This is a genomic window from Streptomyces sp. NPDC007945 (assembly GCF_042958885.1).
GTDB lineage: Bacteria > Actinomycetota > Actinomycetes > Streptomycetales > Streptomycetaceae > Streptomyces.
In genome coordinates, this window is the sequence record NZ_JBIBJV010000003.1 from 102,278 (window position 1) to 115,189 (window position 12,912).

Genomic DNA, 12,912 nt, shown 5'->3' on the forward strand with positions numbered 1-12,912 from the left:
TGCGTTCTGTTCCGTTCCGTTCCGCTAGTTCCGGAGGTCATCGTGTCCACCGCACCCGCCCCCAAGGGCCCCGCCAGCTACTTCCCCTCCATCGAGAAGAAGTACGGGCGGCCCGTGTCCGAGTGGTTCGAGGTGATCCGCTCCTCACCGCTCGACAAGCACATGGAGCTCGTCGCCTGGCTGAAGGGGGAGCACGGTCTCGGGCACGGGCACGCCAACGCGCTGGTGGCTCATGTGCGGGCCGAGGACGGGAAGTAGGCCGTCAGGAGAACTGGCCGGGGACGTAGTCGCCGGCCGGCGTCCGCGCCATGACGTTGAGGCGGTTGAAGGCGTTGATGAGGGCGATCAGCGAGACCAGGGCGGCGAGCTGCTCCTCGTCGTAGTGCTTGGCCGCGTTCTCCCAGGCGGCGTCGGTGACGCCGGTGTGGTGGTCGGCGAGGCGGGTGCCCTGCTCGGTGAGTTCGAGGGCAGCGCGCTCGGCGTCCGTGTAGACCGTGGCCTCGCGCCACGCGGCGACCATGTGGAGCCGCAGGGCCGTCTCGCCGGCCGCGGCGGCGTCCTTGGTGTGCATGTCGAGGCAGAAGCCGCAGCCGTTGATCTGGCTCGCGCGGATCTTCACGAGTTCCTGGGTGCTGTGCGGGAGCACCGCGTCCGGGATCGCGAAGCCGGCCGACGCGAGGTGCTTGACGACCTTGCCGGCGACGGGGCTGGCGAAGAGGTTGAGGCGGGGGTTCATGTGATTCTCCGTGGTGTGTTCGGGGGTTCTCTCCGGGCTTTCATGGGGTTGACGGAGGGCGGGGGATGAATGTGACCGAGCCAGATGTGGCGTACGTCACTCGGGAGTTCACGCGTGGCGGCGTCCGGCTGTCCGTGCGCGACTGGGGCGGCGACGGGGCCGGGGTGCTGCTCCTCCACGGGCTCGCCGGGCACTGCGGGGAGTGGGACGGGCTCGCCCGGTCGCTCCGCCGGGACGGGTACCGCGTGCTCGCGCTCGACCAGCGGGGCCACGGGAGGAGCGAGCGGGCCCCGGCGGACGTGTCCCGGAAGGCGTACGTCGACGACGTGCTCGGGGTCGTCGAGGAGTTCGGGCGGGACGAAGGCGGAGACGGGGTCGGGCGCGGGAGCGGGGACGGGCGCGGGTTCGGGGGCCCGGACGGAGACGGGGACCGGGACGGACGCGGGTACGGGGGCCCGGACAGACACGGGAGTCGGGACGGACGCGGGTACGAAGGCGGGTACGGGCGCGGGGAGCGGGGCTTCGTGCTCGTCGGGCAGTCCTACGGCGGGCACGCCGCGCTGCTCGCCGCCGCCCGGCGGCATCCGCGGATCGCCGGCGCCGTCCTGGTGGAGGCCGGGCCCGCCGGGTCCACGCCCGAGGACGTGGCGGGGGTCGCCGGGTGGCTGCGCGGGTGGCCGGTGCCCTTCGCCGGCCGGGAGGCGGCCGTCTCGTACTTCGGCGGCGGGGCCGTCGGGGAGGGCTGGGCCTCCGGGCTCGAACGGCGCGACGGCGGGTGGTGGCCCCGGTTCGACGCCGAGGTGCTGGCCGCCTCGCTCGACGAGAACGCCGTCCGTTCCTGGTGGGAGGAGTGGGACGCCGTCGACGTACCGCTGCTCGCGGTGCTCGGACAGCACGGGATCATCGACGCGGAGCAGTGGGACGGGATGGCGGGGCGGCAGCCCGCGCTGCGCGGCGTCTGTCTGCCGGGGGCCGGGCACGACGTGCATCTGGAGCGGCCGGAAGAGGTGTACGGGGCAGTGGTGGCGTTCCTCCGGGAGGTGGACCGCGCGCGGCGGTAGCCGGTGGCGCCCGGGGGCTTGCGTTGGAGTCCGCTCCAACCCCTAGGGTGCGGCGCATGCGCTATCGGGTACTCGGCGGGACCGGGATCGAAGTCAGCACCTACTGCCTCGGCACCATGATGTTCGGGGCGGTCGGCAACCCCGACCACCAGGACGCCGTACGGATCATCCACTCCGCCCTCGACCGGGGGATCAACTTCGTCGACACCGCCGACATGTACTCGGCCGGCGAGTCCGAGGAGATCGTCGGGAAGGCGCTGCGCGACCCGCGCCGCCGCGACGAGACCGTGCTCGCGACGAAGGTGTACTTCCCCGTCGGCGGCGACGGGCCCGCGAGGGGCGGGCTCTCGCGGCGCTGGATCGTGCGGGCCGTCGAGGCCAGCCTGGCGCGGCTCGGGACGGACCGGATCGACCTGTACCAGGTGCACCGGCCCGATCACCGCACCGACATCGAGGAGACCCTCGACGTCCTCGGCGACCTCGTCTCCCAGGGGAAGATCAGGGCCTTCGGGTGCTCGACCTTCCCCGCCGACCGGATCGTGGAGGCGCACGCGGTCGCCGAGCGGCGCGGGCTGCGGCGGTTCCGGACCGAGCAGCCGCCGTACTCGCTGCTCGCCCGCGGGGTGGAGACGGCGGTGCTGCCGGTGGCGCAGCGGTACGGGATGGGCGTCCTGACCTGGGCGCCGCTCGCCTCCGGCTACCTCTCGGGGGCGTTCCGCAAGGGGCGTCCGGTGGACATGTCGCGGGGGCGGGCGGCGATCACCCCGCACCGCTTCGACCCGGCGCTGCCGGAGAACGCGGCGAAGCTCGACCTCGTCGAGCAACTCGCGCTGCTCGCCGAGGAGATCGGCTGCTCGCTGCCCGAGCTCGCGGTCGCCTTCGCCGCCGCGCATCCGGCCGTCACCTCCGTGATCCTCGGGCCCCGGACCATGGAGCAGCTGGACGGGCTGCTGAAGGGCGCCTCGCTCGTCCTCGACGACGCGGTGCTCGACCGCATCGACGCGATCGTGCCGCCGGGGACGGACGCCTACCGCGCCGACGGGGTCTGGCGACCGCCGTCCTTGACCGAACCGGCGCTGCGACGGCGCCCGTTGGAGGAGCGGGCCGCGTCCGACGGCTGAGGGGCGGCGCGGCGACACGGGGGACGGAGCGGATGGAACGGCCGGCCGCGGCTGCAACGGCCACCCGGGGCGGACCACTCGACCAAGGGCGAACCACTCGGTCCGGAGGCGAACCGCTCGGCGCCGCCCACCGCGAGGAGCGCCGGGCGGTCGGCGGTGTGGGTGCCCGGCGGCCGGGGGCCTTGCCCGGCTGCGGTGCCCGTGCCCGGCGGCGGAGCGAAGGGGAACGCGGGCGGCCGACCCGGCTTCGTGCGGACGGTGACGTACTTCCTCGACGCGTGAGCCCCTAGTGGCCCCTAGTGGCCCCTAGTGGTACCGGTCCAGGCCCGGTACGCCCAGCTCGGAGAGGCCGTCGAGGACGAGGTCCACGCCGACCGCGGCGAGCAGCAGGCCGAGGAGCCGCCCGAGGAGCGCGATGGTGGCGTGGTGGGTGCGGCGCAGGATCGGGGCGAGGAGCAGGACGCAGACGACGTCGAGCGCGATGACGGTCATGTACGCGCCGACGACGGTGGACCGCCAGCCGATCGAGTCGCGGGCGGCCGCCTCGATGAGCAGGGCGGTCATGGCGAGGGGGCTGACGACGTACGGCATGAGGAGTTCGCGGACGCCGCTGACGGTGTCGGGCGAGTCGTCGTGCGGGCCGTCGGAGCCGAGGTGCACGCCCAGGACGAGGCCGACGGCGTAGATGAAGAAGATGACGCCGCCCGCCAGCTGGAGGGCCGGGGTGCTGATGTGGAAGAGGTCGAGCAGCCAGGGGGCCGTGCTGCCGGTGACGATGCCGACGACGACGGCCGCGGCGGAGGAGATCAGGGCGATGGTGCGGAGCTGCCGCACCGGGTGGACCTGGGCCAGGCCGGCGAAGGAGAGGAGCACCTTCGGCGGTCCGACGACGGAGAAGAACGTGATGAACGCGGCGGCAAAGGTGAAGGACGGCACAGCGGACATCATGGGGCGGTCGGGTGATTACCGTGGGATTTCGATGGGTCGCCCGCGCGGTGTCGAGATCTGCAGGCCGGTTCCGACCCACCTTCGAGAGAGGTTCACACGGCACGCACGCATGCGGAGGACACCATGAAGTACCTCGTGATGGTCCAGGGCTCGCACGCCGACTACGAGGCGATGTCCGGGCGCGGCTCGGCGCACAGCCCGGCCTGGGACAAGGAGTCCCTGACGGCCATGTTCGACTTCATGAACACGCTCAACAAGGAGCTGCTGGAGAGCGGCGAGATGCTCGACGGGCAGGGCCTGGCCGACCCGGGCGAGACCCGGCACGTCTCACTGGACGCCGACGGCCGCCCGGTGGTGACCGACGGCCCGTACGCCGAGACCAAGGAGGTCCTGGCCGGCTACTGGGTCCTGGAGTGCGAGAGCCTCGACCGGGTGACGGAGATCGCCGCCCGCGTGGCCCGCTGCCCCCAGCCCGAGGGCGCCCCGGAGTACCCGGTCGTCATCCGCCGCATCGACGAACAGGGCCCTTCCCAGTCCTGAGCCCGCCGCCCCGCCTGTCCGGGCCCGCGGGCCTCGGCTCCGGCCGCTCCGCCGGTCCCGGGCCCGCGGGCCTCGGTTCGCGGGCGGGGCCCGCGGAGTCGTCCGAATTTCACATTCCCTCCCCGAGCTCTGGGTGCGGACGCTACGGTTCCCCGGGGCGTACATCACTTCGCAGAGTCCGGGGGGACGCGTGCACGAGCTGCCCAAGGGAGCCAACATCGGCCTTGCCTCGCTGAGCGAGGACACGGGATCGGTGGTCGTCGGATTGAGCTGGAGCAGCGCGGCGGGAGACGGCGACGCCGACGTCTCGGTGCTGCTCCTCGACGGCAGCGGCAGGGTGCGCAGCGACGCGGACTTCTACTTCTACAACCACCCCGCCGCGGAGGACGGCAGCGTCCAGCTCCTCGGCAAGGTCCCGACGGAGAACGGCAGCGAGGACCGGATCGGTCTGGACCTCACGGCGATCCCCGCGGACGTCGAGCGGATCCTGGTGGCGGCGAGCCAGTACGGCGGCGCGTCCTTCGGTGATCTGAACGACCTGCGCCTCACCCTGTCGGACCGGTCGGGCGAGGCCCTGCTCGGGTTCTCGATCACGGACGCCACGGTCGAGACGGCGTTCATCTTCGGAGAGCTCTACCGGCGCCACGACGAGTGGAAGTTCCGGGCGGTCGGGCAGGGGTACGAGACGGGGCTCTCGGGACTCGCCACGGATTTCGGCATCGACATCGCCGAGGAGGAGGAAGCGGCCGTCCCCGTCGTCGACGGGATCCCCGCCCAGCCCACGTCCTCGCCGCACGACGCCCCCGTCTCCGTCTCCGGCTCCGTCGCGGGCTTCGGCTCCGGTTCCGGCCTGTCGGACGCCCTCTCCGCCCCGCCGCCCTCGTCCCCCGGTGACGCCCCGGCGGGGTCGCCCGCGCCCTCGGGGGTCACCGCCGCGGAGTCCGACGAGCCGCCTGCCGCGGGGCGCCGCCGCGGGACGAGGACCGCCAAGAAGAAGGTGACTCTGCCGCGGACCGCGAAGAAGTCCCTGGCGGAGAACGACTCCTGGAAGCCCGCGCGGCTCTTCCCGGTGCCGTCCTACAAGAGCGACCGGGAGCGGGAGGTGCGGGCGACCTCGGTGCTGCTCTCGGTCATGGCCGAGGTTCCGGAGTTCGGCCGGCGGCTGACCGCCGGGTTCGGGGCCCCGGCGGGCCGGATGCAGACCTTCACCGAGGTGTCCCTCCCGCACGGCGACACTCCGAAGCGGCCGGACGGCGTCATCCGGGTGGAGCGGGCGGGCAAGCTCTGGACCGCGCTCGTGGAGACGAAGACCAACGGCAATCCGCTGAAGTCCGAGCAGGTCCAGAACTACATGGACATCGCGGCGAGGCGCGGTTACGAGGCCGTCGTCACGCTCTCGAACGACGTGGCCCTGGAGGGGACTCCGCTCGTCGAGGTGAAGACGGACGGGCGCCGCAAGCACAAGGTCTCGCTCTGGCACCTCTCCTGGGCCGAGGTGGCGCACCAGGCGCAGATGCTGATCCGCCACGAGGGGGTGGGCAACGCGGCGCACGTCTGGCTGCTCCAGGAACTGCTCCACTACCTCCAGCACGAGAACTCGGGCTGCCACGGCTTCCAGAACATGGGGGCCAGCTGGGTCCCCGTGCGCAACGGCATCGACGACGAGACGCTCTGCCAGGGCGATCCTCGCGCCGTCGAGGTGGTGGAGAGCTGGGAGCGCCTGATCCGGCAGGTGTGCCTGCGGCTCGGCGGCGAGCTCGGCCAGAAGGCCCTTCCCGTGCAGCGCGCGCAGCGGGGCACCGACCCGAAGTCCCGGCGCGCGGCGCTCGCCGACCGGCTCTGCGAGGAGGGCAAGCTCGGCGCGGAGCTGCGCATCGACGGCACGCAGTCGGTGCTGTCGATCACGGCGGACCTCCGTACCGGCAAGATCCGTACGTCGGTCGACCTCCCCGCCCCCGCCGGCGGTTATCCGCTGGCGGTCGCGAAGCGGCTCGTCCGCGCCCTGGAGGCCGCACCGGCCGACCTCCACGTCGAGACCCTCGTGGAGGGCCGGACGGGGCCCCGCGGCACCCTGGAACGCCTGCGGCCGGAACCGGGTGACCTGCTGCCGAAGGACGGCGCGGCGATGGCGGGCTTCCGGCTCTCGCTCTTCAAGGGGATGGGGAACACCCGCGGCGCGGCCGAGTCCGGCTTCATCCGGAGCGTGGACGACGCCGTCGACCGGTTCTACGGCTCCGTCGTCGCCCACCTCGGCCCGTTCGAGCAGCGGCGGCCGTCTCGCGCGAAGGCCACCGCCGGGACCGCCTGAACCGCCCGCCCCGCCGGTCCCCCCGGGGTGCCGGGTCGGGGGGCGGGGGAATGGTTCGGTGGGTGTCATCCTTGGGTGGAGGGATCCTCGTGGTGGGGGTCGGGCTGCCCCCTGGGGTATCTGCTGAGGAGTGGTTGTGGAACTCGATCTCGCGGGCGCGGAGCTGAAGGCCGTGCTGAACCGGCTGCGCCGGGCGCAGGGCCAGATCTCCGGGGTGATCCGGATGATCGAGGAGGGGCGCGACTGCGAGGAGGTCGTGACGCAGCTGGCGGCGGCCTCGCGGGCGCTGGACCGGGCCGGATTCGCGATCATCGCGACGGGGCTCCAGCAGTGCCTGACCGAGATGGAGAACGGGAAGCGGGACGGCGAGGACCCGGACAAGATGCGGGCCCGGCTGGAGAAGCTGTTCCTGTCGCTGGCCTGAGAGCGCTGGACGTGGGCGCGCCCCGGTGGAGGTCCTCCGCCGGGGCGCGCTCCGCGTTCGGGCCGGGTCAGTCGACCGCCAGGCCCTTGAGGCGCTTGGCGATGGTGGCGAGGCGGGTGCCCTGGTAGCGCGCGGCGGCCAGGACCTCCTCGCCGGGGGCGCCGTTGGCGGCGGGGTGGGCGGTGCCGTAGGGGTTGCCGCCGGCCGCGTAGACGGCCGGGTCGGTGAAGCCGGGGGAGACGATGACCGAGCCCCAGTGGTGGAAGGTGTTGTAGAGGGCGAGCAGCGTGGACTCGTTGCCGCCGTGGAGGTTGTGCGCGCTGATGAAGGCGGTGGCGGGCTTGTCCGCCATGACGCCGCGCTGCCACAGGCCGCCGGTGGTGTCGACGAACTGCTTGAGCTGGGCCGCCACGTTGCCGAAGCGGGTGGGCGAGCCGAGGGCGTACGCGTCCGCCCACTCCAGGTCGTCCAGGGTGGCTACCTCGACGCCCGCGGTGGCGTCGACGTGGGCTCGCCAGGCCGGGTTGGCGTCGATCGCGGCGTCCGGCGCCAGCTCGGGCACGCGGCGCAGGCGGACCTCGGCGCCGGCCTTCTCGGCGCCCTCGGCGACGGCCTGGGCGAGCTGGTGCACGGCTCCGGTGGACGAGTAGTAGACGACGGCGACCTTGACGGACATGACGGGCTCCTCGCACGCGACCACGATCAATGGAACAGATAAGCGGATCGGTTTCCGTTTAGCCGTTCCGAGGGTAAGCGGATAGCGATCCGCTTCGCAAGGGGGGCGGGTATGCTCGAAGGACGGGGACATCGACGACGGGGGCGCGACGAAGGGCAGGAACGGGCCGATGAGCACGAGAACACCGGGCACGCCGGCAGCGGACGGCGACGGATCCGCGCGACTGCTCACCGTGCTGTCGACCGCCCCCGGCACCGGGCCGCACGCCGGCCCCGGTACCGGCGCCGCGCCCGTCTCCGAGCGCGCCGACGCCGCCCGCAACCGCCGCCGGATCCTCGACGCCGCCGCCCGGATCGTCGCCGAGCAGGGCCCCGACGCCGTCACCATGAACCAGGTCGCCCACGCCAGCGGCATCGGCGTCGGCACCGTCTACCGCCGCTTCGGCGACGTCTCCCAGCTGCTGTGGGCGCTCCTCGACGACCGCGAGCGCCAGTTCCAGGAGGCGTACATGAGCGGGCCGCCGCCGCTCGGCCCGGGCGCCCCCGCCGACGAGCGGCTCGACGCCTTCCTCGACGCGCTCGTCGACCGCGTCGCCGAGCAGCGCCCCCTGCTGCTCGCCGCGCACTCCGCCGCGCCCCGCGCCCGCTACCACAGCGGCGCCTACCAGGTGATGCACACGCACGTGGCGATGCTGCTCTCCCGGCTCCGGCCCGGCGGCGACTCCGCCCTCCTCGCCCATCTCCTCCTGGCGCCCTTCTCGCCGGACCTGATGCACCACCTCTCGGTGGAGCAGGCCCTGCCCGCCGAGCGGGTCAAGGCGGGCGTACGGGAGCTGCTCCGCCTTCGGGCCTGACGGGAGGACGGGCCTGACGGGAGGAGAAGGGGCGGCGGCGGTTCACGCCGCGGGCGCCCCGTCCAGCCCTCGGAACCCTCTGGACCGGCGGGCCCGCGCGCCTCACCATCACCGCATGACCACCACCCCGAAGACCTTCCTCATCCTCCACGGCTTCGAGAACCACCGGCCCGCCGGCCACTGGCAGCACTGGCTCGCCGGGGAGCTGCGGGCCCGCGGGCACGAGGTCCGCTATCCGCAGCTGCCCGAGCCGGACGCACCCGTCCTCGACGACTGGCTCGCGGCCCTCGACGAGCACGGGAAGCGGCCGGCCGAGGGCGAGTTCGTCGTCCTCGCGCACAGCCTGTCCGTACTGCTCTGGCTGCGGGCCGGCGCGCGGCGGCCCGACGCCGACCGGGTGCTGCTCGTCGCCCCGCCCTCCCCCGGCGTCACCGCCGGCATCCCGGAGATCGCCGCCTTCGCCGAGGGGCTCGACCTCGCCGAGCAGGGCGTGACGGCCCGGCTCGTGTACGGCGACGGGGACACGTACTGCCCCGAGGGCGCCGACCTGCACTACGGCGCGCCCCTGGGCCTGGACCTCGACCTCGTCGCGGGCGGCGGCCACCTCACCCCCGACAGCGGCTTCGGGCCCTGGCCCGCGGTGCTGCGCTGGTGCGAAAACCCCGAGACCAGGATCACCGGCGCCGAGTAGCGTCGGGCGGATGCGCTCCGACACTCCTCCCCCGCCCGCGTCCCGGCCCCCCGCCCGGGCCGAGGACCACCGGCCGACGCGGGACCCGGGGCCGGATGCGGTTCCCGCCCCGGTTCCCGCCCCTGTCCCTGTCCCTGTCCCGTACGAGAGCGGACTGCTCGACGTCGGGGACGGCAACCGCGTCCACTACGCCGTGTACGGGAACCCGGACGGCAAGCCCGCGCTCGTCGTGCACGGCGGGCCGGGCTCCGGGTCCTCCCCCACCGCTCCCCGGCTCTTCGACCCGGAGAAGTACCGGGTCGTCCAGTTCGACCAGCGCGGCTGCGGGCGCTCCCTCCCGCACGCGAGCGACCCGGCCGCCGACCTCTCCGTCAACACCACCGCCCACCTGGTGGCCGACATGGAACGGCTCCGCGTCCACCTGGGGATCGACCGCTGGCTGCTGTACGGCGGCTCCTGGGGCTCGACGCTGATCCTGGCGTACGCGGAGGCGCACCCGCGGCGGGTGAGCGAGATCGTCATCGCCGCCGTCACCACCACCCGGCGCTCCGAGACGGCCTGGCTGTACGAGGGCGTCGGCCGCTTCTTCCCCGAGGCGCACGAGCGGTTCCGGGCCGGTGTGGACGACGCGGAGGACCTGGTGGGGGCGTACGCGGCCCGGATGAACCACCCCGACCGGGCCGTCCGGGAGCGGGCGGCGGCCGACTGGTGCGCCTGGGAGGACGCCGTCCTGTCCATGGAGGGCATGGGGACCCCGTACACCGACCGCGTCGACGACACCCGGCTCGCCTTCGTCCGGATCTGCTCGCACTACTTCGCGCACGGCGCCTTCCTGGAGGAGGGCGCCCTGATCAGGGACGCGCACCGGCTCGCAGGCATCCCCGGCGTGCTGGTCCACGGACGGCTCGACATGGGAGGGCCCCTCACCACCGCCTGGGAGCTCTCCCGCGCCTGGCCGGACGCCGAACTCCACGTGGTCGAACAGGCCGGCCACCTCGGCGGCGGCGAGACCCGGCGACTGATCACCGAGGCACTGGAACGCTTCGCGGACGCCTGAGAACGCGGGCGGGGGCACCCGGAGGCTCGGGCTCCTCCGAGAGCACCCGGGGGCTCGGGGCTCCTCCGGGAGCGTCCGGGGCTCCCTCCGGGGGTCTCCGCCAGGCGCGCCGACCCGCCCGGCGGGATCATCGGAACATGAGCCCCGAGATCCACCTCGCCCAGCATCCCGAGGCCGACGCGCTCCTCGGGCGGTCGCCGCTCGCCGCGCTCGTGGGGATGCTCCTCGACCAGCAGGTCCCGATGGAATGGGCCTTCTCCGGCCCGTACACCATCGCCGAGCGCATGGGCCGGGACGACCTGGACGCGCACGAGATCGCCGCCCAGGACCCCGAGGCCTTCGCCGCGCTGCTCTCGGAGAAACCGGCCGTGCACCGCTACCCGGGGTCCATGGCCCAGCGGATCCACCAGTTGTGCCGGTACCTCGTCGAGGAGTACGACGGCGACGCCGAGGCCGTCTGGCGCACCGCCGACAGCGGCACGGAGCTGCTGGCGCGGCTCCAGTCGCTGCCCGGCTTCGGGAAGCAGAAGGCGCAGATCTTCCTCGCCCTCCTCGGCAAGCGGTACGACGTCCGCCCCACGGGCTGGCGGGAGGCGGCCGGACCCTACGGCGAGCAGGGCGCGTACCGCTCGGCCGCCGACATCACCGGCCCCGCCTCGCTCGCGAAGGTCCGCGCCCACAAACAGGAGATGAAGGCGGCCGCCAAGGCGGCGAAAGCCTCCAAGGCCGCCGAGGGCACCGAGGGCACCGGCGACACCGGCGCGGCGAAGGCGACCAAGACCCCGAAGTCCGGCAAGAGCGGCAAATCTTCCGGGAATTGAGAATTCCAGATGTCAATCCTGTTCAAGCTGACATGATTTGCGCCAGACGTGTTCACAGATCGCCCTTCCCGTGGCTAACTTCCCCTCAACCTCATCCCCATCGGGAAGGACTTCCGTGAACGCAACCCAGCGTCGTACCGCGGCCGTCATCGCCGCGGCGGCCCTCGCCACCCCCCTGGTCCTCGCCTCTCCGGCCACCGCCGTGAAGGACCCCGCGGCCGCGCCCGCCCGCGACGCCGCCAAGCTGGCGAAGAAGCTGGTCCGGGAGACCACCGGCGCGGACGCCTTCCGGCACCTGGAGAAGTTCCAGGCGATAGCCGACTCGGCCGGCGGCCACCGCGCGGCCGGCTCCCTCGGCCACGACGCCTCGGCCGCGTACGTGTACGCGCAGCTCAAGAAGGCCGGCTACAACGTCTCGTACGAGAAGTTCGACTTCATCTACACCGAGACCCTCGCCCAGAAGGCCTCCGTCCTCGGTGCCGCGCCCCGCACGCTCGGCGTCCGGGCGATGACCTACACGCCGTCCACGCCGGTCGGCGGCATCACCGCCGCCCTGGCCGCCGTCCCGCTGGACGCCGACGGCTCGTCCGGCTGCGAGCCGGGCGACTTCGCCGCCGGCGCCTTCACCGGCAAGATCGCCCTGATCAAGCGCGGCGTCTGCCCCTTCGCGACCAAGCAGGCCAACGCCGCCGCGGCCGGCGCCGTCGGCGCGATCGTCTACAACAACACCACCGGCCTGCTCTCCGGCACCCTCGGCGACGCCGACGCCGGGAAGATCCCGACCGCCGGCGTCTCCCAGGCCGAGGGCGAGCAGCTCCTCGCCGACCTCGCCAAGGGCCCGGTGAACCTCTCCTACGAGATCCGCCAGCTCAAGGAGAAGCGCTCCACCAACAACGTCATCGCGGAGACCAAGGGCGGCAACGCCGCCAACACCGTGATGCTCGGCGCGCACCTCGACTCCGTCACCGACGGCCCCGGCATCAACGACAACGGCTCGGGCTCCGCCGGCCTCCTCCAGACCGCCCTGGAGCTCGCCGCGTCGAAGGAGAAGGTCCGCAACAAGGTCCGCTTCGCCTGGTGGTCCGCGGAGGAGGTCGGTCTCCTCGGCTCCGAGCACTACGTCGCCAACCTGACGGCGCTCGACAAGAAGGAGATCAAGCTCTACCTCAACTTCGACATGATCGCCTCGCCGAACTACGGCCTGTTCGTGTACGACGGCGACGACTCGGACGGCGTCGGCGAGGGCGCGGGTCCCGAGGGCTCCGCGCAGCTGGAACGCGACATCACCGACTTCCTCGACCGGCGCGGACTCCCGCACGAGGGCACCGACTTCAGCGGCCGCTCCGACTACGGCCCGTTCATCAAGGCCGGCATCCCCTCCGGCGGCACCTTCACCGGCGCCGAGGGCATCAAGACCGCGGCGCAGGCCGCCAAGTTCGGCGGTGAGGCGGGCGTCGCCTACGACGTGAACTACCACGCCGAGGGCGACGACATCACCAACGTCAACCGCGCGGCCTTCGACGCGAACATCGACGTCATCGCCAACGCCGTCGGCACCTACGCCCACGACATCTCCTCGCTGCGCCGCCCGGTCGCCTCCGTCCCGACCACCGGCGAGGGCAGCGACGGCGGTCTGCACGACGACCACCACGAGGTCACCGAGTAGGCGCCACCGG

General features: G+C 73.1%; 13 protein-coding genes and 1 pseudogene. 11 read left to right on the forward strand and 3 right to left on the reverse strand.

Features of this window, described 5'->3' with window-relative positions; translation table 11 throughout:
- Nucleotides 1-42: 42 nt before the first annotated feature.
- Nucleotides 43-258, forward strand: a complete 216-nt coding sequence (locus ACFZCF_RS11190) for a DUF4287 domain-containing protein (protein WP_189949154.1) — start codon at nucleotides 43-45, stop codon at nucleotides 256-258.
- Between the two features lie 4 nt (nucleotides 259-262).
- On the opposite strand, the gene ACFZCF_RS11195 is transcribed toward ACFZCF_RS11190, so the two are convergent.
- A complete protein-coding gene (locus tag ACFZCF_RS11195) occupies nucleotides 263-736 on the reverse strand; it encodes a carboxymuconolactone decarboxylase family protein (RefSeq protein WP_391286144.1) in 474 nt (157 codons plus the stop codon).
- 71 nt (nucleotides 737-807) lie between these two features.
- On the opposite strand from ACFZCF_RS11195, the gene ACFZCF_RS11200 reads away from it, so the two are divergent.
- Together ACFZCF_RS11200 and ACFZCF_RS11205 are read left to right on the forward strand one after the other, a co-directional pair.
- Nucleotides 808-1,797, forward strand: coding sequence for an alpha/beta fold hydrolase (locus ACFZCF_RS11200; protein ID WP_391286145.1), 990 nt, complete (start codon nucleotides 808-810; stop codon nucleotides 1,795-1,797).
- A 56-nt stretch (nucleotides 1,798-1,853) separates the two neighbouring features.
- Nucleotides 1,854-2,918, forward strand: coding sequence for an aldo/keto reductase (locus ACFZCF_RS11205; RefSeq protein ID WP_388442084.1), 1,065 nt, complete (start codon nucleotides 1,854-1,856; stop codon nucleotides 2,916-2,918).
- A 306-nt stretch (nucleotides 2,919-3,224) separates the two neighbouring features.
- Here the strand turns inward: ACFZCF_RS11205 and ACFZCF_RS11210 are convergent, their stop codons facing one another.
- Complete coding sequence (locus ACFZCF_RS11210) at nucleotides 3,225-3,854, reverse strand: MarC family protein (protein ID WP_388442087.1); 630 nt, start codon at nucleotides 3,852-3,854, stop codon at nucleotides 3,225-3,227.
- 135 nt (nucleotides 3,855-3,989) lie between these two features.
- Here ACFZCF_RS11210 and ACFZCF_RS11215 point away from each other — a divergent pair, with 135 nt between their 5' ends.
- The 3 genes from ACFZCF_RS11215 (at nucleotide 3,990) to ACFZCF_RS11225 (ending at nucleotide 7,138) form a co-directional block, all read left to right on the forward strand.
- A complete protein-coding gene (locus tag ACFZCF_RS11215; RefSeq protein ID WP_388443473.1) occupies nucleotides 3,990-4,406 on the forward strand; it encodes a YciI family protein in 417 nt (138 codons plus the stop codon).
- A gap of 199 nt (nucleotides 4,407-4,605) precedes the next feature.
- Nucleotides 4,606-6,714 (forward strand): TerD family protein, encoded by a 2,109-nt coding sequence (locus tag ACFZCF_RS11220; protein ID WP_391286670.1) that lies wholly within the window; start codon nucleotides 4,606-4,608, stop codon nucleotides 6,712-6,714.
- A gap of 136 nt (nucleotides 6,715-6,850) precedes the next feature.
- Nucleotides 6,851-7,138: a metal-sensitive transcriptional regulator gene (locus tag ACFZCF_RS11225; RefSeq protein ID WP_043224790.1), complete on the forward strand. Its 288-nt coding sequence runs from the start codon at nucleotides 6,851-6,853 to the stop codon at nucleotides 7,136-7,138.
- 67 nt (nucleotides 7,139-7,205) lie between these two features.
- Here ACFZCF_RS11225 and wrbA read toward each other — a convergent pair whose 3' ends face one another.
- A complete protein-coding gene (wrbA, locus tag ACFZCF_RS11230; protein WP_391286148.1) occupies nucleotides 7,206-7,814 on the reverse strand; it encodes an NAD(P)H:quinone oxidoreductase in 609 nt (202 codons plus the stop codon).
- 169 nt (nucleotides 7,815-7,983) lie between these two features.
- Between wrbA and ACFZCF_RS11235 the strand changes: the two genes are divergently transcribed.
- From ACFZCF_RS11235 to ACFZCF_RS11255, 5 genes and pseudogenes are all read left to right on the forward strand, one after another.
- The gene (locus ACFZCF_RS11235) at nucleotides 7,984-8,667 is read left to right on the forward strand and encodes a TetR/AcrR family transcriptional regulator (protein ID WP_388442094.1); all 684 of its coding nucleotides are present in this window, start codon (nucleotides 7,984-7,986) and stop codon (nucleotides 8,665-8,667) included.
- Nucleotides 8,668-8,782: 115 nt separating this feature from the next.
- Complete coding sequence (locus ACFZCF_RS11240; RefSeq protein WP_388442097.1) at nucleotides 8,783-9,358, forward strand: RBBP9/YdeN family alpha/beta hydrolase; 576 nt, start codon at nucleotides 8,783-8,785, stop codon at nucleotides 9,356-9,358.
- Between the two features lie 127 nt (nucleotides 9,359-9,485).
- Nucleotides 9,486-10,415: pseudogene (gene pip / locus ACFZCF_RS11245) on the forward strand (prolyl aminopeptidase); the annotation flags it as partial.
- 137 nt (nucleotides 10,416-10,552) lie between these two features.
- The gene (locus ACFZCF_RS11250; protein WP_391286151.1) at nucleotides 10,553-11,236 is read left to right on the forward strand and encodes an HhH-GPD-type base excision DNA repair protein; all 684 of its coding nucleotides are present in this window, start codon (nucleotides 10,553-10,555) and stop codon (nucleotides 11,234-11,236) included.
- 115 nt (nucleotides 11,237-11,351) lie between these two features.
- Entirely contained in the window at nucleotides 11,352-12,902 is a 1,551-nt protein-coding gene (locus ACFZCF_RS11255; protein ID WP_388442103.1) for a M28 family metallopeptidase, read from the forward strand.
- Nucleotides 12,903-12,912: the final 10 nt, after the last annotated feature.